This window comes from Citrobacter amalonaticus (genome assembly GCF_001559075.2).
Classification (GTDB): domain Bacteria; phylum Pseudomonadota; class Gammaproteobacteria; order Enterobacterales; family Enterobacteriaceae; genus Citrobacter_A; species Citrobacter_A amalonaticus_F.
The window spans coordinates 3,221,895-3,243,858 of sequence record NZ_CP014015.2; the positions used below are offsets into that span (position 1 = coordinate 3,221,895).

Below are 21,964 nucleotides of genomic sequence, written 5' to 3' on the forward strand. Positions count from 1 at the left end.
CCGCACGCTGCGATCACCTCGCAAAGTGTGCTGCTTCCCGTCCCAATTATGGGTATTATACAGACTTTGTTATCCACACACGTCTTACACGGAATCTTCGATGTTAAAAATCTTTAATACACTGACGCGCCAAAAAGAGGAATTCAAACCTATTCATGCCGGGGAAGTCGGCATGTACGTGTGTGGTATTACCGTTTACGATCTCTGTCATATTGGTCATGGCCGTACGTTTGTGGCGTTTGACGTGGTGGCGCGCTATCTGCGCTTTCTGGGCTACAAGCTGAAGTACGTGCGTAACATCACCGATATTGACGATAAAATCATTAAACGCGCAAATGAAAATGGCGAAAGCTTTGTCGCGCTGGTGGATCGTATGATCGCCGAAATGCACAACGATTTTGATGCGCTAAATATTCTGCGTCCGGATCTGGAGCCGCGCGCAACCCACCATATCGCCGAAATCATTGAAATCACTGAACAGCTGATTGCTAAAGGTCACGCCTATGTGGCGGACAATGGCGACGTGATGTTCGATGTCCCGACCGACCCGAACTACGGACAACTGTCGCGCCAGGATCTGGATCAACTGCAGGCTGGTGCGCGCGTGGACGTGGTGGATGTGAAGCACAACCCGATGGACTTCGTGCTGTGGAAAATGTCCAAAGAGGGCGAGCCGAGCTGGCCGTCACCGTGGGGCGCAGGCCGTCCTGGCTGGCACATTGAGTGTTCCGCGATGAACTGCAAACAGCTGGGAAATCACTTTGATATCCACGGCGGCGGTTCTGACCTGATGTTCCCGCACCACGAAAACGAAATTGCCCAGTCCACCTGTGCGCATGACGGTGAGTACGTGAACTACTGGATGCACTCCGGGATGGTGATGGTTGACCGCGAAAAGATGTCTAAATCGCTGGGTAACTTCTTTACCGTACGCGACGTGCTGAAGTATTACGACGCGGAAACCGTGCGTTACTTCCTGATGTCCGGCCACTATCGTAGCCAGTTGAACTACAGCGAAGAGAACCTGAAGCAGGCACGTTCTGCGCTGGAGCGCTTGTACACCGCGCTGCGCGGAACGGATACGTCGGTCGCGCCTGCCGGCGGCGAGGCGTTTGAAGCGCGCTTTGTTGAGGCGATGAATGACGATTTCAACACCCCGGAAGCCTACTCCGTGTTGTTTGATATGGCGCGTGAAGTGAACCGTCTGAAAGGCGAGGATATGACCGCTGCGAACGCGATGGCCTCTCATCTGCGTAAGATCTCTGGCGTGCTGGGACTGCTGGAGCAGGATCCGGAAGCGTTCCTGCAAAGCGGAGCGCAGGCGGACGACGGTGAAGTCGCGGAAATTGAAGCGCTGATTCAACAGCGCCTGGATGCCCGTAAAGCCAAAGACTGGGCGGCAGCGGATGCGGCGCGTGACCGCCTGAACGAGATGGGCATCGTGCTGGAAGACGGCCCGCAGGGGACGACCTGGCGTCGTAAATAATTACCTGAATTGCCGGATGGCGGCTAACGCCTTATCCGGCCTACGATGGAATGATCGGTAGGCCTGATAAGCGTAGCGCCATCAGGCACTATTAATGACGTCTATACCACCACAGCACACCCATCATCATCACTCCCGGTAGCCATACCCATAATAATTCCGAAAATATCACCTGGTGTCCGTACGGCGTGGCATAACGTGATAACGCAAACGGCGCGACCTTTATCACCTGCCACGGCGCGAAGAAGCGTTCATCCGACCACGGCCACAGCCAGCCAACGCCTTTGCCCCCGGTGGTGACAGAATCCAGCAGACTGTGCGACAGCAGCGAAACCGTCAAAAACAGCCAGCAGCGCATTAACCCGGCTTTAAACCATCGTCGTCCCATCCACACGCAGAGCAGCGGAACCACCAACGCAAACAGCAGCGAATGGGTAAATCCGCGATGGCCGAACACGTTTCCATAGGACACACCGAGTTTAAACGAAAGCACGTCAGCGTCCGGCAGCATCGCAAGGGCGATCCCGGCAAACAGTAAACGTGGAGGAATGACTTTCAGTCCCAGACCCAGCCCAAGGCAAATCGGGACGGCGGCGTGCGTGATAACGGTAGGCATTGGCATTATCCCTGGCAAATCATAGCAATATAGCAGTGACAAGCGGGAGAGGAGGCGGGTGAATTCTGAATTTACGCCGATTCGCGCACGACCAGTTGACCGGAAAGCGTAATACGCTGGATTTGTAGCTCTGGCTCTTTCAGTTTGCGCATCATAAGGACTGCCGCCTGGCGTCCGGTCTCTTCACTGGCGGATGAAACATAGGTTAATGACGGCGAGGTCAGATTCACGTGGAGCATGTCTTCGAACCCAATCAGGGCAACCTGTTGCGTGAGGAAAACATCTTTCCCGACCGTGCGCCCAACCTGATGAATGCCGGAGATCGAGCCAATCATCGCGGCGGGAGAATGGCAGAGCAGGGCGGTGAAGGTGTTGTTCTTTTCCAGTAACTGGCGTGTGGCGAGCCCCGCCGCCTGAGTATCGTCGCTACAGGCCGGTGCGGACTCCTCGCGATACACCAGGCCGTTCTGTGTCATTGCGCTGCGAAAACCCAGCAGTCGTTGTTCACGAATGTGGCAGCCTTCCTGACCGCCGATATAGGCGATATTACGGTGACCGCGCTCGATGAGGTAGCGGGTCGCCAGATTCGCGGCCTGGCGATTATCGCGCATCACCAGATCGCATTTGTCTTCCAGCAGCGACTGAGACACCACCACCAGCGGTAGCGGGCAGTGGCGGATTTTCTCTGGCAATGTTGAGGCGCGATTATCGGAGGCGAGGTAAATCACCCCGGCGACGCCCTGCTGCTTAAACGACAGCAGACAGCGCTCCAGGTGATCGCCATCGTTAAGCGGCTGGCCGAGAAAAACCATAAAACCGTTTTTTTCCAGTTCCTGAACAATGCTTGCCATTACCTTGATGGAAAAGCTGTCGCTAAAATCGCGCAGGATCAGACCAATCAAATTGGAGGTATTGGCGCGAAGATTCGCTGCGGCGATGTTATGGACATAGCCAAGCGTATTGATGGCGGCATGAACCTTCTCAATGGTTGCCTCTGAGATTTTCCCTTTCTGGCGTAGCACCAGCGAAACGGTTGAGACCGAAACGCCCGCCTGCTTTGCCACATCAATAATGCTGACTTTCTTCAAAATCGCTCCCTGAAAAATACCGGTTATCAGCCAGATACAACAACGTCTCCCAGCGTACAGGAGACGTGTCATTCAGGCATCTTATTATTTGCCGATCATCGTGGACATGGTCTGGGCGATAAACTGTGCTCTGGCACCGAAAATCACCTGGATACCGTTATCGCCGACAAAAACCACGCCGCGCGCGCCGAGGCCGTTGAGACCGTCTTTATCGACCACGTCGCTTTTCGCCACTTCCAGACGCAGACGGGTGATGCAGGAGCCGACGGAGTCGATGTTCTGCGCACCGCCCAGCAGACCGATGATTTCAGTGGCAATTTCTGTATCCGTCTTGTCGTTTGCATTGGCGGTCACTTCGGTACGACCTGGCGTTTTGATATCGAAACGGCGAATGACAAAGCGGAAGGTAAAGTAGTAAATCAGCGCCATCGGCACGCCGATGATAATGGCGTTCAGGAAATTGGTCTGATAGCCATTGAAGGACGGCAGAATGCCAAACGACAGGTAGTCGATGAAACCGGCGGAGAACGATTTGGCAATATGCGCATGCAACAGGTACATGGTCATATAGGCCAGTCCCGCCATCACGGCGTTGAAGACGTACAGAATCGGCGCCACGAAGATAAAGGTGAACTCAACCGGCTCGGTGATCCCTGTCAGGAAGCAGGTGAGCGCCGCTGAGAACAGAATACCGGCGGCAATTTTCTTATTTTTCGTGTGCGCTTCGTGGTACATCGCCAGACATGCCGCAGGCAGAGCAAACAGCATCAGCGGGAACTCGCCCTGCATGAACTTACCTGCGTTCTGATAGGTATCGCTACTGAAGGATTTGACCCCTTCCTCCAGCATTTTGAACCAGATTGTCTGGTCGCCGTGGATCACCTGACCGGCCTGAGTGGTGTAATCCCCAAAGGAATACCAGAAGGAGGGATACCAGATGTGATGTAAACCGAGCGGGATCAGCGCACGTTCAACCAGGCCAAAGATAAAGGTTGAGACTGCCTGATTATCGCCGTTAACCACCACCGAAAGCGCATCGATACCGGACTGGATATGTTGCCAGACGTAGGGCAGCAGCAGACCGAGCACGAAGGAGAGAAACGCGGTGGCGATGGCCACAAAACGCTTACCGGAGAAGAAACCGAGGAATTCCGGCAACTGCATGGTATGAAAGCGGTTGTAACACCAGGCGGCGAGAATACCGCAGATCAGACCGCCAAAGACGCCCATCTGCAGGGTCGGGATACCGACTACCATCGCGTATTTGCCGCCCTGAGAGGCCATCTCCGGCGTGATGCTCAGCACCGTACTGATGGTGATATTGGTGACAAACACAGAGACCGCCGCCGACAGCGCCGCGATACCTGATTCTGAAGCGAGACCGACGGCAGAACCGATAGCAAACAGCATCGGCAGGTTATCAAAGATAACGCCGCCTGCGTTCATCATCAGCGGCAGATGGAATTTATCCCCGAAGGCCAACAGCAGGCCCGCAGCGGGAAGCAGAGAAATTGGCAGCATTAAGGCGCGACCAATCATCGATAATTTAGACAACGATTTAACAAACCCTGATATCAGACCCATGCTGATTTCCCCCGAGTAGCGTTTTTATTGACGCTGTTATTGTAAGTAGAACGTTATAGTAGAACGTTCTACTTATCGTGATGAAGGCGTGGATTTTGCGCAACTGAAATTTCACGCTTCATCAAATGAAATCGCGATTCTTTGAAGTTGATCGATAATTAACCGCTATGGTCGTAGGGAGATAGGGGAAGAGAATAAGGGGGTCTCAACCCGACATCCCCGGAGGAGAGAGCGGGTTGAGGCGTCAGACAGCTCAGGCTGTTACGGTGATGGTCTGTCCGGCAAAACTCACGGTTTGACCGGCCACGATTTTACAGCGTTTGCGGGTTTCTACCGCGCCGTCCACTTTGACCTGACCTTCGGCTATGGCAATTTTCGCCTGGGCGCCGCTTTCACTCCAGCCTTCCAGTTTCAGCAAATCGCACAGTTCAACGTGAGGATGTTTGCCTAAAGAAAATGTTGCCATATTAATTGTCCTGAGGATCGTGATATTCAACGCACGCCTGTAGCGTGTTTTCGATAAGTGTGGCGACCGTCATTGGCCCCACGCCGCCCGGTACGGGCGTAATGTACGAGGCACGTGCGGCAGCGTCTTCAAACACCACGTCGCCGACGACCTTGCCATTTTCCAGACGATTGATGCCGACATCAACCACGATAGCGCCTTCTTTGATCCAGTCACCAGGAATAAAGCCCGGTTTCCCGACGGCAACGATCAGCAGATCGGCATGCTCAACGTGGTGACGCAGATTTTTGGTGAAGCGGTGGGTCACCGTGGTGGTGCAACCGGCCAGCAGTAGCTCCATACTCATGGGACGACCCACGATGTTAGAGGCGCCGATCACAACCGCATTCAGACCATAGAGATCGATGTTGTAACGTTCGAGCAGAGTGACGATCCCGCGCGGCGTGCAGGGACGCAAACGGGGTGCACGTTGGCACAGGCGACCGACGTTGTACGGATGGAAACCGTCCACGTCTTTATCGGGATCAATCCGCTCCAGCACTTTGACATTATCAATGCCTGCCGGAAGCGGCAGTTGCACCAGGATACCGTCGATAGTGTTGTCGGCGTTGAGCGTATCAATCAGCTCAAGCAGTTCCGCCTCGCTGGTGGTTTCCGGCAGGTCATAGGAGCGGGAGACGAATCCCACCTCGTCACAGGCTTTACGCTTGCTTGCGACGTAAATCTGCGATGCCGGGTTGCTGCCGACCAGGACTACCGCCAGGCCTGGGGCGCGACGTCCGGCCTTGATACGCGCCTGAACTTTTTGAGCAACCTCAGAGCGCACCTGCTGCGCAATCGTTTTACCGTCAATAATCTTTGCTGCCATCAGAGAGAGGATTCCATCTGTTACTTCACGTCAAAGGGGATGGCGCTATTTTGTCAGAAGTGAAGACGGTTGTCAGTTACCGCTTACAGTCGACGCTGTTTTAGATGGCGATTCGCGGGGGATTTGCCCGGAGGAAAGGCAGGATGCTCACAACTCAAGCAGTTGAGAGGAAAGCCATTGACCGTTAAGGTTGTGAACGTATAATACCGACCAGTTTTGTGTCAGTCCGCATTGCAGTTCAATGCTCCCTTAGCTCAGTTGGATAGAGCAACGGCCTTCTAAGCCGTCGGTCACAGGTTCGAATCCTGTAGGGGGCGCCATTTCGAAGTCAACAGACGTCAACGGACGTCTTTTTTTATGCCTGTATATCTCTTCAACCGCTGAATTTGAAGGTCTCTCTAGTGCCAGACGTGGGCATCAAACGTGAGTAGACTAAGCCAACTGTTGGTACATCAACTTGCTCAACTGCGGCGTCGATACGTACTCAATTTGCTGTGGCTAATGATCCTGGCAGCATTTTTACATCTCATCCCGTTGTTATCAGTTTTCTATTTTCTCAGTATCTGGCGGGAAGCTTGTGTATTTTAATGAGCCTACCTTCTTCCATTTCGATAAAACCACCCGTTCTTAAATCCGCCAGGATGCGCATGACGCCGCTGCGAGAAAGATGGGTTTTTTCGCGTATGTAGAGTTCTGCCGTGACTGCGGTACGATAACTCTCATCTTCTTCTATTAGCTTAAGTAACTGCTGACGAATCATCTCGTACGCAGTCGGAGCACCCTGAGGCATCACATTGTTGTAAAGTCGGGCATACACAAACATCAGCTGTTTTGAGAGAAGCCCCCATAACGACTTTTCTTTGATAATTTCGTTTACACGATCGGTGGAGATCTCGCCAATCACGCAGGAATTGACGGTTTTAATATAATCATCGAAGTAAATATCCGTCAGATTGGCAAGACCAAACAGAGCGGGACTGCGCGCAGTTGACAGCATCATATTATCCTTTCGGCGATAAATCGCCACGGTTCCCTCCAGGATGAGATAACACATTCCCTGACCATTCACCTGGAAATCCATCTGCTCCCCACGTTCTATTTTACGTAGAGTAGAATACGGCTGTAAGTGAGTAATCAGCTCTTGCGCATAGGGCGAACCTTTGTGAGGTTTTTCTGAAGAGGACATAACCGATAACCTTCATATTGACCTGTCTGATTATAGCGTTACTCCCTGTGCCATGCATCGCAATCGTCAATATTTACGGGGTAAATGGTTGATATCAAGTAGTACACCCCGTTCCATGGTGATGTACTTCCCGGTTCGCAGTTCTGCCAGAATACGCATGATACCGCTACGTGAAAGATAGGTTCGGCTTTTGATATAGGCCGCAGCCGTAATTGTTTGTCGTATCGCGTCAGGCTCTTGCATGAGTTCAACAAGCTGAAAGCGAATAATGTCATAGGCCGACATCTGCGATATTTGCGCACAATGCTCATACACGCGGGAGGCAGTGTAAATCAAGAGTTTCGAAAAATGCTCCCATAAATCCTGTTGCGCAACGATGTTATTAAAACAATCCAATGACACACGGGCTATCTCTGAAGTTTCCAGAGCTCTGACATAAAGATGTTCAGAGGAAAACTGACTGCTGACGCCCAAAATAAACGGTGCCGATTCAGAGTTTAAAACAATACCATCGCCGCGGCGATGCAAGGCGACGCTACCTTGTAATAGCAAAAAACATTGCCGGATATCATCTTTATAATAATGCACAACATCACCTCTGCCGATCACTAATCTTTCTGCAACGGGTAACACATGTTTATTCAGTGTCTCTATATGCATGAATGGTTTTAATTCCAGGGCGGATGATTTGTCATTGTTTTCCGTGGTCGTTAAGCGCGTGTTCATAAGAAACCTCAATTCCGCATGCATGATCATTTTTTGAACGGCATGAAGAATTATCTTAAAAATTAAGAATTCAAGGAATATTTGCACAAGGTCTAAAAGTAGACTTGGGAAAATTTGCGTTCTAACTTATTGATTTTTTGGTTCTTGATACGTAAGTCTAAAAATAGACTGGACGTTGCTGATGGGGAGAAACAAGAAATGAATGTTGAATATTCGTTAACGGAAAGTCTACAGCTAGACTGAGAAAACATTTGAGTTTAAGAAAATGATTAGATAAATTTTAACCAGTCAGCTGAACAGTTCAGTATTTTCCCGTAATTAATTATGGTTGGCATGCTGCACTCTAAAAATAAAGTCACTGGCACAAAAGGGTGTAACTCCCACAGGAAGCCTATTGTCAAAAAATGGGTAGTAAACAAAGTTAATAAGGAAACAGAGTGATGAAAAAAAATCTTTTTTTAGTGGCACTAACTACAATCGCAGCGCTGTCTATGTCTCACGTTTATGCTGCCGCTGGCACCGTTAATTTCGTCGGCAACATTCTGGATAATGCCTGTGAAGTCGATGTGGCTTCGAAAAATCAGGAAGTAAATCTGGGTAACTTTTATAAAAGTGAATTCCCGGATAGCGGCACAAAAGCGGCTGCGAAGGATTTTAATATTGTTCTGAAAAACTGTCCGGTCACGGTTTCGTCTACAAAAGTGCGCTTTGATGGTACACCGGATCTGACGAATCCTAACTTGCTGGCTATTGATACATCAACATCGAGTGCGGCATCGGGGGTGGCGATTAATCTGATGACTGCAGATAAAGCCGATCTGCCTTTGCACGGCGAAAACAGCTATAGCTACATACTTAGCAGTACGCAAGACAATACGTTGAAATTCTATGCGCAATATATTTCTACCACCACATCGGTAACGCCAGGTACGGCAAACTCCGTTGCTAACTTCTCCGTTGTGTATAACTAGTTTCTTGTTCAGAAAACAGATGGGGCTGGTACGGCCCCATCTTTTAGAGGTGTAAAATGAATTTTCTTCGCAACATATTACTTACCGCCGCGATATTGAGCGCCGGTTTATCTGTTGCCCAGGCTGGTGTGATTATTGGTGGGACTCGCGTTATTTTTGATGGTAATAAAAAAGAGGCCTCTATTAACGTTAACAATCCAGATGACATGCCATATCTTATCCAGTCATGGATCGAAACGCCTGACGGTGGTATAGAGAAGGCTCCTTTTATTATTACACCGCCTCTGTACCGTCTGAATAATGGACAACAAAATGTCGAGCGTATTGTGGTAACCGGAGCATTACCTCAGGATAAAGAGAGTCTGTTCTGGCTCAACATAAAAGCTATACCTTCTTCGTCTAAAGTCGACAATACATTGCAAATTGCCGTTAAGACTAGAATTAAGCTTATCTACCGGCCAGCGGTGATGAAAGGCACACTTCCGGAAGAGCAGGCTGATAAATTACGCTGGCAACAGATAGGACAGAAAATACAGGTAAATAATCCGACACAACATGTGATTAATTTTAATGAGATTTCAGTGGCGGGTAAGAAATTGCTTGATGTCAGTTATGTATTACCCGGCGGTACGGCGACATTCGACTTACCTTCCGGGATAACAAAGGGGGCAGTTGTATTCAAAATTATCAATGATTATGGCAGTCCAGGTGCAGAACACAAGGCCAGTCTGTAGAAAGGTAAAAACAAACTGAGTGGGATTTAGGATAATGGCTAAGGATTCTATAAAAGAACGACCTGCTCGGTTGATATTATTGATAACTGTCGTGCTCTTCGGTAATGCACAAAATAGTTATAGTCGCGATTTTTTTAACCCAGAATTGGTTGAGCTGGATAATCCAGGGACAGTGAAAGTCGATCTTTCAGGGTTTGAGTCTGGCGCACAGGCACCAGGGAATTATCATGTTGATGTTGTACTGGATGATCAGTTAGTCGATACCCGCGATATTACGTTTATATTAATGAAAGAGCTTAATGGCGATGAAAAATTAGAACCCTGCTTAACCATTGAGCAATTACAAAACTGGGGGGTAAAGACAGGACTTTTTCCCGGTTTGAAGGGCGATACATCCTGTGCAAATCTATACGCCATTCCTCACGCTAGTGCGGATTTCCAGTTTGCCATGCAGCGCCTGGTATTGAGCATTCCGCAGGCGGCAATATCAGCGCAAGCTCGAGGGTCGGTGCCGTCCGAACACTGGGATGAAGGCATTAGCGCCGCTATGCTCAACTACACTCTGAGTGGGGCGAACAACTGGGCAAAAAATAACAGCAGCAACAGCGATAGCCAGTATGCCAACCTTCGTCCGGGAGTGAACATTGGTCCCTGGCGGTTACGAAATTACACTACCTGGTCGCGAGATTCGCAGGGACACGATGCCTGGGATACGGTTTACACTTACGCCCAACGCACGATAATTCCGTTGAAATCGCAGCTCACGCTGGGGGACAGTTCTGCCCCGGCAGATGTTTTCGACAGCATACCTTTCCGGGGAGCTCAACTTGCTTCCGATGATGACATGCTGCCTGACTCTCTCAAGGGCTATGCCCCAGTGGTGCGCGGCATAGCCAGAACCAATGCTCAGGTGCTTATTCGTCAGAATGGCTATCAGATTTACCAGAGCTTTGTGGCACCAGGCGCTTTTGAAATTACGGACATGTATCCTACCGGCGGCGCCGGAGATCTTGATGTCACCATTAAAGAGGCTGATGGCAGTGAACAACACTTTAGCGTGCCGTTTGCCTCACTTCCCGTATTGCAGCGTGAAGGGCGAATAAAATATGCGTTAACAGGTGGTCAATATCGTTCCTATAACAGCAGTGTGGATAAAACACCTTTTGGTCAGATTAGCGGTATTCTCGGCTTGCCCTATGGTTTTACGTTTTATGGCGGATTGCAGGAATCGAGGAAGTATCAGGCTCTCGCCGCGGGTGTGGGTAAGAATATGGGCGACTTCGGCGCTATCTCCACCGATATAACCCAGGGCTGGTCCACGCCACAAAATATGCCAAAATCAAACGGTCAATCCTGGCGGGCACGATACAGTAAAAACTTTGCTACAACTGGCACCAACTTTGCAATCGCAGGCTACCGCTATTCCACCAACGGCTACTATGGCATGCAGGAGGTCCTTGATTCTTATGGTGACAGTCATGCGCTTCAGGATCGACGTCGCAATCGTGCTGAGCTGACGCTGAGCCAGGGGTTGGGAGATAACCTGGGTTCTTTGATGCTGAGCGTCGCGCGTGAAGATTACTGGGACTCCGGTAAGACGATGGAATCCTGGAGCGTTGGGTATAACAACTACTGGCGTAGTATTAGTTACGGTCTGACCTGGACCCTGAGTAAGAATGCTAGCGCGGGCACGCACAGCGCTCACCAGAACTACGATAAAGACCAGATGCTGGCACTGAATATCAGCATCCCCCTGGAAAAGCTTTTGCCGCAGACATGGGCAAACTATGGCATGAATGCCAGCAAGCGTAATGGCACGACACACAGCGTTGGGATGAATGGTGTGGCTTTGCCGAATAACGTTTTTAACTGGAATGTTCAGCAGGGTTATGGCACTAACGGGGTGGGTTATACCGGCAACATGAACGGTGACTATAAAGGCACCTATGGTGAGTTAACGGCCGGATACAGCTATGACAAAAATATCGATCGTCTTAATTACGGGCTTCAGGGGGGCGTTGTCGCTCATGCAAATGGCGTGACGTTCTCTCAACCGCTGGGAGAAACTAACGTCCTGATTGCCGCCCCAGGGGCTTCCGGTGTTGGCATCCATAATATGAGTGGGGCTACAACAGATTATCGAGGATATACCCTTGCCTCGAATTTAATGCCTTACCGCAAAAATGATGTGTCATTAATCACCGAGTCATTGCCGGCTAACGTTGAGTTTGAACAAACGGTCAAAACCGTGGTGCCTACCCGTGGAGCCATCGTCAGGGCGAACTATCTGGCAAGTGTGGGTGCTCGCATGTTGATGATTTTGACCCAGAGAAACGGTCATTTCGTGCCGTTCGGCGCAATAGTCAGCATTGAAGGTGCAAAGCATAGCGGCTTTATCGTTGGCAATAATGGTCAGGTGTACTTAACGGGACTGGATCCGAAAGTAAACCTGACTGTGAAATGGGGAAATCAATCCGAAAACACCTGCAATGTACATTACTCTATAAACATGATGAAGCAGAATAACGATGTGATTCTGGATAATGCGATTTGCCGTTAACGTCAAAATGAAACTATTTAAATCAGGTGTGTAGATATGCGAATTATCAGTTTTGCATTCTTAATGCTAAGCATGTTATTTCCACTAAGTGGATTCTGCTGTAACTATAATTATATCGGATCTCCATATTCAGTAGATTATGGCAATATTATTGTTCAGCGAGATATCCCTATTGGGCAAGCGATCAGTAATGAGATATATGGCTCCTTAACGCATGCTTATACCTGCGTTGCAACCGCAGATGAAGGATCAAGTGCAGGGATGAGAAGTGGTGTTTTACCCTATTTCGCAACATACGGAACTCGGCGTGTTTATAAAACGAATTTGCCAGGGGTAGGTGTTTCTTTAGGCTTTTATAAAAACACTAAAGCAGGCCAGGCAACTTATTCTAGCACTAACTTTATTGGCGGTGATAATTATTCAACATTCAGTTGGTCATCTAACTCTGGCAATCTTGCTATTAATGACTTTCAGCCGATTATACAATTCTGGAAGATTGGTGATATTACATCTGGCTCGGTGACCGGGCAATTGGCATCGTTTGTGGCCTTTACGATGCAATATCGAGGTGGAGAAATTGCGCCTGAAATTCCCGTGAATGCGGGAACTGGATCTATCACTCAGGTGGCGTGCTCAGTAAAAACATCGAATATTTTGTTTGAAATGGGTGATGTTTTAGTTAGCCAGTTTGGTTCTGCAGTGGGAACAATGCCAGTTGATGCACAGAAGACGCAAAATTTAATTCTGGACTGTGATCCCGGAGCCAATATTAACGTTATGCTAACCGGGATACAAAATCCAGACGTCAGTGATAACACCGTGCTTGCATTAACAGGTCAGGGAAGTGTAGGGGTCGCGAGTGGGGTTGGCATACAGCTTGTTTACAATAATATCCCCTTAATTCCTGGAAATAACCTTGTTTTGAAGAGAACAAATGGTGGCCAGGAGATGTTCCCGTTAACCGCACGTTATTATCAGACAAAAACTACGGTAACAACGGGGATTGCGAATGCTTCCGCAACGCTGAGTCTGACCTATCAATAAGGACTGTTAAATGAATATTAACAACTTTGCTATGCTTCTGATTTGCGCCATTTCATTACCAGCGCTGTCGGCAGATAATGTGGATATAAAGGTCAAAGGTCGCATTATCGCATCACCGTGTATTTTTAATGGTGGAAATTCGAATATGAATATCGATCTTGGTAATATACAGGCAACAAACATGTTCACACCAGGGTCATCTTCTGAACCGGTCTCTTTTAACCTGTTATTTACCCGTTGCCCACAGGGTACGCTGAGCGTGATGACCGGTTTTACCGGAACGCCTGACCCAGAGGCTGGTGAACATTATTACCAAAATAATGGCACGGCAACTCGCGTGGCTATCGCGATATCTGATGCCACCACAGGTCTGTTAATGGGTAGCGGATCCCATATCTCGCAAAATATTGCTGCAGACAGAACGGCGACCATTCCCATGAAAGCCATGGTCACGTCGGTAGCTGGAAGGCCAACACCGGGGACCATTCGCGCAGTCGTCGTTTTGACAATGCAATACAATTGACAGGCTGCTGATTGAAAAAAGATATAGGCGTGTTATTTGCCATCCCTTAAAGGGAGCATTCTTTTAGTATTGCAGGGTTCTTTTATACGGGCTTTTATATCGCTGCCTGGGAACAGAGTAATAACTCCCGGCGAAGATTGAATGCTATGTTGTTGCCAATTTTTAATTCCACGGGGCGATATAACAAGAAGTTCGTCTGTTGAGAAAAAGACCTATCTATAGAGAAATTTAATTATATATTGGTATGGTAAATGATTAATATTGTTATAAAAGAGTTAGATGCATTTTTTCAGAGTGGATTGACCTGGTTTTTCAGTGACTTCTTTTCTCATAAGAATATAAAAATTGATTTCAATTATAACTTCACATCAGAAAGCGTGAAGGTAGCTGATGTCATTGTGCTTGCATTATGTCCTGGAGAGTGCTTTATTTGCTGCCCTGAATTACAGGAGCGTAAAAAGGGAGTTGTGATTGGCTTTGTTGATAATGATAAGCGCGTCTCAGCTCCGCCTCCTTGTTTTCAGGATGTTATTTTTATTTCTCGTCGGGCCTCCGTGACACAGTTACGTTCGGCATTGAATGCTGCCTGGCACAAGATGCGGCAGGAAGGTTATCGTCAGTCATCCGTTTCATGTTATGACTGTCAGCAAAAAACACTATCACCTCAGCAGGTCCGCAGCATGATTTGTTTATATAAGGGTATGTCAGTTATGCAAATTGCAGACGAATTGATGATCAGTGAAAAAACGGTATTCACTCATAAATACAAGATTATGCAAAGATTTAATTTACGTAGCGATTATGAGTTAATGCAACTACTCAATAAAATGGCAGAAAAGAGTGATTGGCCGAATGTTTTTCATAAATATATAAAGCAATAATATCGAGGGATGATAGCCTATCGCTTCGTTTCGTGTTCAGCGCTGTAATGATTACTATCTTATGATCTTATTCTTAATGGCTATCGGCGAAAAGAATAGACTTAACAGCTTTGATAAAACGCTCATTAATAGAGTAGAACATCCTCATGCCGATGTCGCAGTCGCTTTCCGGGGAAGGGACATCTGAAGTTGTTTATGTCGTATTGACCGCACGATGAATAAGGAAGTTTACCAGCACAGGATGTAATGAGGCCTGCAAAGCAGAGACTGCTATATATCATCTGGATAGCTTACTCCAGGTCCTCGCTCATCATTGCGGTCAGAAACGCCACATTATTGACTGTGTCGCTGTAGCAGATTAATCAGGGGTAGGCAGAATTACTTTTCTGTCGTGGTGCGCAGAATGGCTGTTTTTTAGTACGGAATGTTAACGCTGATACGGTTGAATAAAATAACCGGAAGACACGGGATTAAGTCACTATTACAGTACTGGCGCTGAACAGGACCGCCGTAGTACCCCGTCTGATAGTGGTTACGCTTCAGCCATGGAGGCCCGTAACATGAACTGTCCAACTTAATTGAGTCATTCCAGAATGCGATCCCCTTAAGAGGATATTCCGTTTATCCTCTTGGGTAGCTTTGCATTAGTTAAGCTCGTGTTGGGTAGCCGAGAGTAAATTCAATATTCTCTCCGTAAGTTTATCCTCATAACCTTCCTCTACTGGGTGATTGAACTTTAAAAGAGGAGCAGAACTTCTGGTTTGCTCATATGATCTCTCAAGTAAACCAGGTTCACCACTCATGGTGTTTATCACCGTAGATAAAACGTTAATAGCAACCTTTGATGCGTGAAGATCGAGGCTCAGATCATCGATATTTTTCTCAAGGATTTCAATGCGTTCATTTAAGTCAGCCATTTAATCTCCTGGGTGTCAGGTAAAAGACAGTACTAAAGTGGAATACGTCATACACCTACTCTATTCTAGTCCTAAACGAATTAGGGTGAGCTCTATGTCGGATATCTCCTAATCAGATATTTATGAACAGAACGGCTCTCGACTTCGCAAACTAAGGTATGGAACTGTACCTGTTCTGTTGCGGTTCATTCTTATAAACACATGTTATAACGTCCCGGTCCCACCGTCAGAACACCAGACTTGCCCGGACGTATAGCTGTTCTCCGCGGAAGCCAGGGTGACATAAAGTGGTGCAATTTCTGCGGGCTGACCCGGCCGGCCGAGCGGTGAATTGGCACCAAACTGCTCAATTTTCTCTTGTGGTTGGCCGCCACAACATTGTAGAACCGTCCAGTAGGGACCTGGAGCAACGGCATTTACCCGGATCCCTTTCGGTGCCAGTTGTTTTGCAAGCGATTTTGTAAAAGCAACGATCGCTGCTTTGGTCTGAGCATAATCCAGCAGGATTTCGCTGGGCTCGTAAGCTTGCACTGACGAGGTGTTGATAATCACTCCCCCTGATGGCAAGTGGCGGACTGCCGCTTTAGTAATCCAGAATATCGAATAGACATTGGTCTTGAAGGTTGCATCAAAGGCATCAGTTGTGAGCTCTTCAATCGATTCACAGAATTGCTGGCGCCCCGCGTTGTTGACCAGTACATCAAGCCCACCTAAGGACTCAACCGCTTGACTAACCAGGTGTTGGCAAAACGATTCCTCACGAATATCACCAGGGATCGCCACGACATTTCTTCCTGCTTTTTTTATCAGATCGACGACCTCACGAGCATCCTCTTCTTCATCAGGCAGGTAGTTGATAGCGACATCCGCACCTTCACGCGCATACGCAATAGCAACTGCACGACCAATACCTGAATCACCACCGGTAATTAACACTTTTCTGCCAGTAAGCCGACCGCTTCCGTGATAGCTTTCTTCACCGTGATCGGGACGTGGTTGCATTTTTCCGGCAAGCCCCGGAAAGGGTTGTTTTTGGTGTGGAAAAGGCGGAGCAGGAAAGCGCTCTGTATTTTTCATAATAGCCCCCTGTTTTTCATTATATTTATTAGCCATTCAATCACCTCTCTCTATTTTTCTGACAAGAATCAATAAGCGTAGAACAAATTTAACGACTTGTATCTTAATAATGCCTTGTATGAGATTAATCCTGGGTTGAGTGGGGTTTTATTATTCTTAGAGTAGTCATGGGGTGACTTTTTGTTAATGTCATGGTGGGTGAAAAATAAACAAAGAGGTGGTTTTATAATGTGTTGAAAAATAACAATGGTAAAAAATGGGTGCGGGTATTAAATTTGACTAAGTCAGAATTAACACTAACGTTAAGCACTGAACAACGACAGGTACGAATACATTTTTGTATCTGACTGACATAGCCGATATGTATGAGGTGATATATGGCAGAGCATCGTGGTGGTTCCGGTAATTTCGCTGAAGACCGAGATAAGGCGTCTGAAGCAGATCGCAAAGGTGGCCAGCACAGTGGTGGCCGTAAATCTGACAATTCCTGATTATTAGCTCCAGTCTCATCCTTTAATAAAAAGAGTGTCCTGCGGGTCTGTTTTAGACTCGCAGATATTTCTATAATCCAGAGGGTATTCTTATGAATATGAAAAGTATTGAAGATGTATTTATTCACCTGCTTTCAGATATCACAGTGCTGAAAAACAATTTACGCATGGACTGATTAAACTTGCTTGCCACCAGAGAGACTATTGTGAGCATCGCCCCCGTAACGGAAAAATCATTGCTCAGTAATGCCTGTTGTGTGGCTTCGCTAATAATCAACAATAAAATCAGGTCGAAACTGGTCATTTGTAATAACGCCCGGCGTCCAACGATATTAAACCTGACCAGTAAAATACATGGCTAAGGTTCTCAGCACCATTTCCATACTGACTCCTACGGATAAATAAACTGCCTGAAAAGCGGCTTATGTAAGTTTGAATCAATCCATAAGAGTTATATTACTGATGATGTCTTCTGTGCTGAATATAAATCGACGCGCATGATATAGGGCCTATGACATCTCCTTTTTGAGATGCTGATTATTTACCTATAGATCTCCGCAACCCCATGCAGTCTGTTATTTCCTGTTGCCGACAGGATTTTGAATGACGTTGCCCCTTGCTCATCAGCCTTACGAGAGAGCGCATTCGATAACTCATCAAGTGTATAGGTATTGCTGGCTGAGACGACACCGATCTTTTCTTTCCCGTCTGGATGGTTAATTTCCTGAGCAGCAGAGGCGGCATTCACTGAAATAAACCCCATGACCAATGCAGTAATAAGTAATGCTTTCATATCTAATACCTCTTTTAAAATCTATGTATGAAACTGGACTCGTATCAGGGGAACTCTCCCCGTCTGTATATGTAAATATACAGATCTAATCTGTCATGAGGCTGACCGCTATATGACAAAATTGTCAGAGTTGGAGATTGTTTAATTTTTTGAATACAGGTTCAGCTCGTTAATAATGCACTCAGGTTCTTCACGCAGAGGCATATTGTCTATGTCCAGAACCCCATCATTTTTTTGTGGATCATCAGACTGCAGGTCTGCAAACAGTGGGGTAAGATCCTGTGGTGCTTCACCTCGTTCAGCTACCAGCTCGAACGTTTTATTTTTTGCCTCGTCGTTGGTCAGGGCACTGACCAGAACCTGGGCGATTTGCTCCCGGGATATCACACCATCTTCCGGTGTTCCCTCATGACGCCTGTCTCCCTGAAGCATAACGATTCTGTGCTCATCATCATTGTTGTAATCAAACCAGCCGGGCCTGACTATGGTATAGGGATGACCGCTAGCCCTGACCAGACGCTCGGCACGTCTTTTCCAGTCATGAACCTCAGTGCGTTGATTCCAGGTGCTGAGCCGCTCAGTCACGCCAATCGTGGTCATCAGGCCGATACGAACAGGTGTATCCCTGAATATTCGTAAAATATTGCGCACTCCGCCGTAATCGATCGCTCTGGCACCAATACGACCCTGACCATCGGAACCGAGCGTGAAGATGATGGCATCAATATCTTTCGGAAAATCGGTGAGTGTTTCAGGCATTGAAACATCGCCGTAAAAAACATCCGTTCCACGAGGAAGCAATTTTACTTTGTGTTTATTTCTGACCAGCGCCACGGGCTGATGACCCATTTCAATAGCGGTATTCACGACATGAAGACCAATACTTCCGGTCGCGCCTGCAACGAGTATTTTCATGATAAACCTTCTGATATTTCTGACTTATTTTCGATACGGTCAGAATATCAATTATCATTATTGTCAGTAATAGGGCTAAAATGATTGCGTCTATGAACACCCTTCATGAGTGTGCGATGAAGGGAATGCCTCCATAAGGAAATCGCCGATGCTCAAAGAAAACTTCAACGAACTGCAAATCTTTCTTGTGGTAGCGAGGGAGAGAAGTTTTACCAAAGCAGCGGGCAAACTGGGCGTTTCTCAGTCCGCACTCAGCCACGCGATGAAGGCGCTGGAGGAAAGGCTGAATATCCGCCTTCTGACCCGTACGACCCGAAGCGTTGCCCCTACAGAGGCCGGTGAGAGAATTATTGCCTGCCTTGAACCGCGTATCGCCGATCTTGAACAGGAGCTGGAATCGCTGGTTCAACTTAACGGCACCACCTCCGGCAATATTCGTTTATCAGCCGGGGAGCATGCCGCGCGAAGTCTGGTATGGCCGAAGCTAAAACCCTTCCTCAGGGAATACCCGGAAATCAATGTTGAACTGATCGTTGATAACGGCTTTGTCGATATTGTCGAGGGGCGTTTTGATGCCGGGATCCGTCTGGGTGAAAGCGTGGATAAAGACATGATTGCGGTAAGAATTGGGCCGGACATGAGAATGGCTGTGGTGGGAGCACCGTCTTATTTCGCTGCAAATCCTGCCCCTGAAACGCCGCACGAGCTACAAAATCATCGGTGCATCAATATGCGCCTGCCGACTGCCGGTGGGCTTTACCACTGGGAGTTTGAGAAGGATGGGAAACCGTTACGGGTCAGAGTGGAAGGGCAGGTCACGTTCAATCTGCAGGCGGAACGAATTGATGCGGCGTTATCCGGTTTTGGTATCGCCTGTATACCTGAAGACAGGGTGCAGGATTATCTACAGTCAGGAGCGCTTATCCAGATTCTGCAGGACTGGTGTCCGTCTTTCCCCGGATATTACCTCTACTACCCGAGCCGTAAGCAGCATCCGCCCGCTTTTGCGCTGATGATTGATGCACTTCGCTACCAGGAATAACGGGTCCGTAGACCCGCCCGGGTATTAACGGCCCACGCGAGCCTGGTGTTCAGGGGAGTAACGTTCGCCGACGATTTTAATGGTTTCAAGCGCCTGGGTTATCTGCCGTGAGTCATCCTGAGAAAGAATGATGTCGGCAGCCCCCAGATTTTCCTCCAGCCGGTGCATTTTGGTTGTACCAGGGATAGGAACAATCCACGGCTTTTGTGCCAGTAGCCATGCCAGAGCGATTTGTGCAGACGTCACACCTTTCTCTGCCGCCAGTTCACCCAGCAATGAGACCAGCTTTTCATTGGCTTCAATCGCCTGCTCGGCGAAACGCGGCACCGTGCTGCGGTAATCATCCTTGCCAAAAGTGGTTCCTGGCTTAATCGAGCCCGTCAGGAAGCCTTTGCCTAATGGGCTGAAGGGAACGAAACCAATGCCCAGTTCCTCCAGTAGCGGCAGGATCTCCTGCTCAGGCTCGCGCCACCACATGGAGTATTCGCTCTGCAGCGCCGTAACAGGTTGTACGGCATGCGCACGACGAATGGTTTGCGCACCCGCTTCGGACAGACCGAAATGTTTAACTTTGCCTTCAGCGATCAGGTCTTTCACCGTTCCCGCAACATCTTCAATCGGGACATCCGGGTCGACACGATGTTGATACAGCAGATCAATAACATCAGTCTTAAGATGGCGTAATGATCCTTCCACCGCTTTACGGATATGCTCCGGACGGCTGTTTAAAATCTGCTGCTTGTTGTCGTCGCCAAAAGTAAATCCAAACTTGGTGGCGATGACCACGCGGTCACGAAATGGTTTTAAGGCTTCACCGACCACCTCTTCATTAAGAAAGGGGCCATACACTTCAGCGGTATCGAAGAAGGTGACGCCTCGTTCAACCGCGGCGCGAATAAGTTCGATAGCCTGACGCGTATCGGTCGCCGGGCCGTAGCCATGGCTTAAGCCCATGCAACCGAGGCCAAGCGCGGACACTTCGAGTCGGGATTGACCCAGATAACGTTTTTGCATTAATTCATTGCCTCTTTTTATCGCGTCTTAAACGTCCAGTTTGCGACCGGCCAACCATTCAACTCTGGCAGGATCGCGGTGTGAGAAGAAAGCACTTGTTGCGGTATCGATAGCGGTAATCTGCAACATATCTTCAGCGCTGAGTTCAAAATCGAGAATGTTGATGTTCTCTGCCATGCGTTCTTTGCGCACCGATTTCGCCAGTGAAACGATGCCTCGCTGGAAGATCCAACGCAGCACCACCTGGCCCACGCTTTTGCCGTATTTCTGGCCAATTGCCGTTAACACGGGATGCTGGAACAGACCATTTTTCCCCTCAGCAAACGGAGCCCAGGCTTCCGGCTGAATGCCACGGCTTTGATTCCATGGAACCGCATGCAGTTGCTGGTTGAAGGGGTTAACTTCAATCTGGTTCACCGCAGGGGCCACGTTGTTGAAGGCGATAAGGTCGGCCAGTCGGTCAGGATGGAAGTTGCTGACGCCAATAGCGCGAATTTTGCCTGCCTGCTGCAGTTCTTCCATAGCACGCCATGCCCCATGGACATCGCCGTAAGGTTGGTGAATCAGGTACAGGTCAACGTAATCCAACTGCAGCCGATTCAGGGAGCGTTCGAACTGGGCTTTAGCGCCTTCGTAATTCGTATCCTGCAGCCACAGCTTGGTCGTTACAAAGAGTTCGTTGCGGGCAATACCGGTCTGTTTCAGTGCGTTCCCGACCTGGGTTTCATTCTGATAAGACGCAGCGGTATCGATCAGGCGGTATCCCGTATCGATGGCATCAATAACGGCTCTTTCGCATTCAGCGGCATCCGTCATCTGGAAGACACCAAAGCCCAGCAGGGGCATTTCAATCCCGTTGTTCAGTTTTACAGTTGGCATGACGTTATCCTTCAGCTGTTGTGTAGGAAAAGCATAACGCAAACGGATTTATTCGATTAGATGGGGTAATTAGCTAGGGTTTATTAGATGTGCTCATTAATTT

Annotated in this window: 21 protein-coding genes, 1 tRNA gene and 3 pseudogenes; 11 read left to right on the forward strand and 14 right to left on the reverse strand. The window is 48.3% G+C overall.

Going from position 1 to position 21,964, the window contains the following annotated elements; translation table 11 throughout:
- Positions 1 to 100: 100 nt before the first annotated feature.
- On the forward strand, positions 101 to 1,486 hold the full coding sequence (gene cysS, locus AL479_RS15525; RefSeq protein WP_061076699.1) for a cysteine--tRNA ligase: 1,386 nt from the start codon (positions 101 to 103) through the stop codon (positions 1,484 to 1,486).
- Positions 1,487 to 1,577: 91 nt separating this feature from the next.
- Here the strand turns inward: cysS and AL479_RS15530 are convergent, their stop codons facing one another.
- The 5 genes from AL479_RS15530 to folD form a co-directional block, all read right to left on the reverse strand.
- The gene (locus tag AL479_RS15530) at positions 1,578 to 2,102 is read right to left on the reverse strand and encodes a metal-dependent hydrolase (protein ID WP_061076700.1); all 525 of its coding nucleotides are present in this window, start codon (positions 2,100 to 2,102) and stop codon (positions 1,578 to 1,580) included.
- A 71-nt stretch (positions 2,103 to 2,173) separates the two neighbouring features.
- Positions 2,174 to 3,190: a Mal regulon transcriptional regulator MalI gene (malI, locus tag AL479_RS15535; protein ID WP_061076701.1), complete on the reverse strand. Its 1,017-nt coding sequence runs from the start codon at positions 3,188 to 3,190 to the stop codon at positions 2,174 to 2,176.
- A gap of 84 nt (positions 3,191 to 3,274) precedes the next feature.
- Positions 3,275 to 4,774, reverse strand: a complete 1,500-nt coding sequence (locus tag AL479_RS15540) for a PTS transporter subunit EIIC (RefSeq protein ID WP_061076702.1) — start codon at positions 4,772 to 4,774, stop codon at positions 3,275 to 3,277.
- Between the two features lie 253 nt (positions 4,775 to 5,027).
- Positions 5,028 to 5,240 (reverse strand): ribosome-associated protein YbcJ, encoded by a 213-nt coding sequence (ybcJ, locus tag AL479_RS15545; RefSeq protein ID WP_042320912.1) that lies wholly within the window; start codon positions 5,238 to 5,240, stop codon positions 5,028 to 5,030.
- Position 5,241: 1 nt separating this feature from the next.
- Positions 5,242 to 6,108: a bifunctional methylenetetrahydrofolate dehydrogenase/methenyltetrahydrofolate cyclohydrolase FolD gene (gene folD, locus AL479_RS15550; RefSeq protein WP_061076703.1), complete on the reverse strand. Its 867-nt coding sequence runs from the start codon at positions 6,106 to 6,108 to the stop codon at positions 5,242 to 5,244.
- Between the two features lie 243 nt (positions 6,109 to 6,351).
- On the opposite strand from folD, the gene AL479_RS15555 reads away from it, so the two are divergent.
- Positions 6,352 to 6,428: transfer RNA gene (locus tag AL479_RS15555), tRNA-Arg, on the forward strand.
- A gap of 236 nt (positions 6,429 to 6,664) precedes the next feature.
- On the opposite strand, the gene AL479_RS15560 is transcribed toward AL479_RS15555, so the two are convergent.
- Together AL479_RS15560 and AL479_RS15565 are read right to left on the reverse strand one after the other, a co-directional pair.
- Positions 6,665 to 7,294, reverse strand: a complete 630-nt coding sequence (locus tag AL479_RS15560; protein WP_061076704.1) for a helix-turn-helix domain-containing protein — start codon at positions 7,292 to 7,294, stop codon at positions 6,665 to 6,667.
- A gap of 66 nt (positions 7,295 to 7,360) precedes the next feature.
- A complete protein-coding gene (locus AL479_RS15565) occupies positions 7,361 to 8,020 on the reverse strand; it encodes a winged helix-turn-helix transcriptional regulator (RefSeq protein WP_061076705.1) in 660 nt (219 codons plus the stop codon).
- A gap of 440 nt (positions 8,021 to 8,460) precedes the next feature.
- Between AL479_RS15565 and AL479_RS15570 the strand changes: the two genes are divergently transcribed.
- The 6 genes from AL479_RS15570 to AL479_RS15595 all read left to right on the forward strand — a co-directional run bounded on the left by AL479_RS15570 (position 8,461) and on the right by AL479_RS15595 (position 14,733).
- Positions 8,461 to 8,991, forward strand: a complete 531-nt coding sequence (locus tag AL479_RS15570) for a fimbrial protein (RefSeq protein WP_061076706.1) — start codon at positions 8,461 to 8,463, stop codon at positions 8,989 to 8,991.
- Between the two features lie 56 nt (positions 8,992 to 9,047).
- Positions 9,048 to 9,725 carry a molecular chaperone gene (locus AL479_RS15575; RefSeq protein ID WP_061076707.1) on the forward strand — a complete coding sequence of 226 codons (678 nt, stop codon included), beginning with the start codon at positions 9,048 to 9,050 and terminating at the stop codon, positions 9,723 to 9,725.
- 34 nt (positions 9,726 to 9,759) lie between these two features.
- Complete coding sequence (locus AL479_RS15580) at positions 9,760 to 12,285, forward strand: fimbria/pilus outer membrane usher protein (protein ID WP_061076708.1); 2,526 nt, start codon at positions 9,760 to 9,762, stop codon at positions 12,283 to 12,285.
- Positions 12,286 to 12,321: 36 nt separating this feature from the next.
- Positions 12,322 to 13,329, forward strand: coding sequence for a fimbrial protein (locus AL479_RS15585; protein ID WP_061076709.1), 1,008 nt, complete (start codon positions 12,322 to 12,324; stop codon positions 13,327 to 13,329).
- Positions 13,330 to 13,339: 10 nt separating this feature from the next.
- Positions 13,340 to 13,852 carry a fimbrial protein gene (locus tag AL479_RS15590; RefSeq protein ID WP_061076710.1) on the forward strand — a complete coding sequence of 171 codons (513 nt, stop codon included), beginning with the start codon at positions 13,340 to 13,342 and terminating at the stop codon, positions 13,850 to 13,852.
- 251 nt (positions 13,853 to 14,103) lie between these two features.
- Complete coding sequence (locus tag AL479_RS15595) at positions 14,104 to 14,733, forward strand: LuxR C-terminal-related transcriptional regulator (RefSeq protein ID WP_061076711.1); 630 nt, start codon at positions 14,104 to 14,106, stop codon at positions 14,731 to 14,733.
- 644 nt (positions 14,734 to 15,377) lie between these two features.
- Here AL479_RS15595 and AL479_RS15600 read toward each other — a convergent pair.
- Positions 15,378 to 15,650 (reverse strand): hypothetical protein, encoded by a 273-nt coding sequence (locus AL479_RS15600; RefSeq protein WP_061076712.1) that lies wholly within the window; start codon positions 15,648 to 15,650, stop codon positions 15,378 to 15,380.
- A 204-nt stretch (positions 15,651 to 15,854) separates the two neighbouring features.
- Entirely contained in the window at positions 15,855 to 16,763 is a 909-nt protein-coding gene (locus AL479_RS15605; RefSeq protein ID WP_071887638.1) for an SDR family oxidoreductase, read from the reverse strand.
- A gap of 341 nt (positions 16,764 to 17,104) precedes the next feature.
- On the opposite strand from AL479_RS15605, the pseudogene AL479_RS15610 reads away from it, so the two are divergent.
- Positions 17,105 to 17,197 (forward strand): annotated as a pseudogene (locus AL479_RS15610) (KGG domain-containing protein); the annotation flags it as partial.
- Between the two features lie 113 nt (positions 17,198 to 17,310).
- A pseudogene (locus AL479_RS24050) lies at positions 17,311 to 17,405 on the forward strand (hypothetical protein); the annotation flags it as partial.
- Here AL479_RS24050 and AL479_RS24055 read toward each other — a convergent pair.
- The 3 genes and pseudogenes from AL479_RS24055 to AL479_RS15625 all read right to left on the reverse strand — a co-directional run.
- A pseudogene (locus tag AL479_RS24055) lies at positions 17,367 to 17,601 on the reverse strand (DUF421 domain-containing protein); the annotation flags it as partial. The pseudogenes AL479_RS24050 and AL479_RS24055 sit on opposite strands and share 39 nt — an antisense overlap.
- A gap of 158 nt (positions 17,602 to 17,759) precedes the next feature.
- On the reverse strand, positions 17,760 to 18,011 hold the full coding sequence (locus AL479_RS15620; protein ID WP_061076713.1) for a DUF1471 domain-containing protein: 252 nt from the start codon (positions 18,009 to 18,011) through the stop codon (positions 17,760 to 17,762).
- A 141-nt stretch (positions 18,012 to 18,152) separates the two neighbouring features.
- On the reverse strand, positions 18,153 to 18,926 hold the full coding sequence (locus AL479_RS15625; protein ID WP_061076714.1) for an SDR family oxidoreductase: 774 nt from the start codon (positions 18,924 to 18,926) through the stop codon (positions 18,153 to 18,155).
- Between the two features lie 148 nt (positions 18,927 to 19,074).
- On the opposite strand from AL479_RS15625, the gene AL479_RS15630 reads away from it, so the two are divergent.
- Positions 19,075 to 19,968 carry a LysR family transcriptional regulator gene (locus AL479_RS15630; protein WP_061076715.1) on the forward strand — a complete coding sequence of 298 codons (894 nt, stop codon included), beginning with the start codon at positions 19,075 to 19,077 and terminating at the stop codon, positions 19,966 to 19,968.
- Between the two features lie 24 nt (positions 19,969 to 19,992).
- Here the strand turns inward: AL479_RS15630 and AL479_RS15635 are convergent, their stop codons facing one another.
- Together AL479_RS15635 and AL479_RS15640 are read right to left on the reverse strand one after the other, a co-directional pair.
- Positions 19,993 to 20,982, reverse strand: coding sequence for an aldo/keto reductase (locus AL479_RS15635; RefSeq protein ID WP_061076716.1), 990 nt, complete (start codon positions 20,980 to 20,982; stop codon positions 19,993 to 19,995).
- Between the two features lie 27 nt (positions 20,983 to 21,009).
- A complete protein-coding gene (locus AL479_RS15640) occupies positions 21,010 to 21,861 on the reverse strand; it encodes an aldo/keto reductase (protein WP_061076717.1) in 852 nt (283 codons plus the stop codon).
- Positions 21,862 to 21,964 lie beyond the last annotated feature (103 nt).

Excerpts from the sequence above, each read along its gene's own strand:
- AL479_RS15635 (WP_061076716.1), bottom strand. The coding sequence starts at position 20,982 with ATGCAAAAACGTTATCTGGGTCAATCCCGACTCGAAGTGTCCGCGCTT.
- AL479_RS15640 (WP_061076717.1), bottom strand. The coding sequence starts at position 21,861 with ATGCCAACTGTAAAACTGAACAACGGGATTGAAATGCCCCTGCTGGGC.
- AL479_RS15530 (WP_061076700.1), bottom strand. The coding sequence starts at position 2,102 with ATGCCTACCGTTATCACGCACGCCGCCGTCCCGATTTGCCTTGGGCTG.
- folD (WP_061076703.1), bottom strand. The coding sequence starts at position 6,108 with ATGGCAGCAAAGATTATTGACGGTAAAACGATTGCGCAGCAGGTGCGC.
- ybcJ (WP_042320912.1), bottom strand. The coding sequence starts at position 5,240 with ATGGCAACATTTTCTTTAGGCAAACATCCTCACGTTGAACTGTGCGAT.
- AL479_RS15585 (WP_061076709.1), top strand. The coding sequence starts at position 12,322 with ATGCGAATTATCAGTTTTGCATTCTTAATGCTAAGCATGTTATTTCCA.
- AL479_RS15620 (WP_061076713.1), bottom strand. The coding sequence starts at position 18,011 with ATGAAAGCATTACTTATTACTGCATTGGTCATGGGGTTTATTTCAGTG.
- AL479_RS15570 (WP_061076706.1), top strand. The coding sequence starts at position 8,461 with ATGAAAAAAAATCTTTTTTTAGTGGCACTAACTACAATCGCAGCGCTG.
- AL479_RS15590 (WP_061076710.1), top strand. The coding sequence starts at position 13,340 with ATGAATATTAACAACTTTGCTATGCTTCTGATTTGCGCCATTTCATTA.
- AL479_RS15630 (WP_061076715.1), top strand. The coding sequence starts at position 19,075 with ATGCTCAAAGAAAACTTCAACGAACTGCAAATCTTTCTTGTGGTAGCG.
- AL479_RS15600 (WP_061076712.1), bottom strand. The coding sequence starts at position 15,650 with ATGGCTGACTTAAATGAACGCATTGAAATCCTTGAGAAAAATATCGAT.
- AL479_RS15575 (WP_061076707.1), top strand. The coding sequence starts at position 9,048 with ATGAATTTTCTTCGCAACATATTACTTACCGCCGCGATATTGAGCGCC.
- AL479_RS15560 (WP_061076704.1), bottom strand. The coding sequence starts at position 7,294 with ATGTCCTCTTCAGAAAAACCTCACAAAGGTTCGCCCTATGCGCAAGAG.
- AL479_RS15595 (WP_061076711.1), top strand. The coding sequence starts at position 14,104 with ATGATTAATATTGTTATAAAAGAGTTAGATGCATTTTTTCAGAGTGGA.
- AL479_RS15565 (WP_061076705.1), bottom strand. The coding sequence starts at position 8,020 with ATGAACACGCGCTTAACGACCACGGAAAACAATGACAAATCATCCGCC.
- cysS (WP_061076699.1), top strand. The coding sequence starts at position 101 with ATGTTAAAAATCTTTAATACACTGACGCGCCAAAAAGAGGAATTCAAA.
- AL479_RS15540 (WP_061076702.1), bottom strand. The coding sequence starts at position 4,774 with ATGGGTCTGATATCAGGGTTTGTTAAATCGTTGTCTAAATTATCGATG.
- AL479_RS15605 (WP_071887638.1), bottom strand. The coding sequence starts at position 16,763 with ATGGCTAATAAATATAATGAAAAACAGGGGGCTATTATGAAAAATACA.
- AL479_RS15625 (WP_061076714.1), bottom strand. The coding sequence starts at position 18,926 with ATGAAAATACTCGTTGCAGGCGCGACCGGAAGTATTGGTCTTCATGTC.
- AL479_RS15580 (WP_061076708.1), top strand. The coding sequence starts at position 9,760 with ATGGCTAAGGATTCTATAAAAGAACGACCTGCTCGGTTGATATTATTG.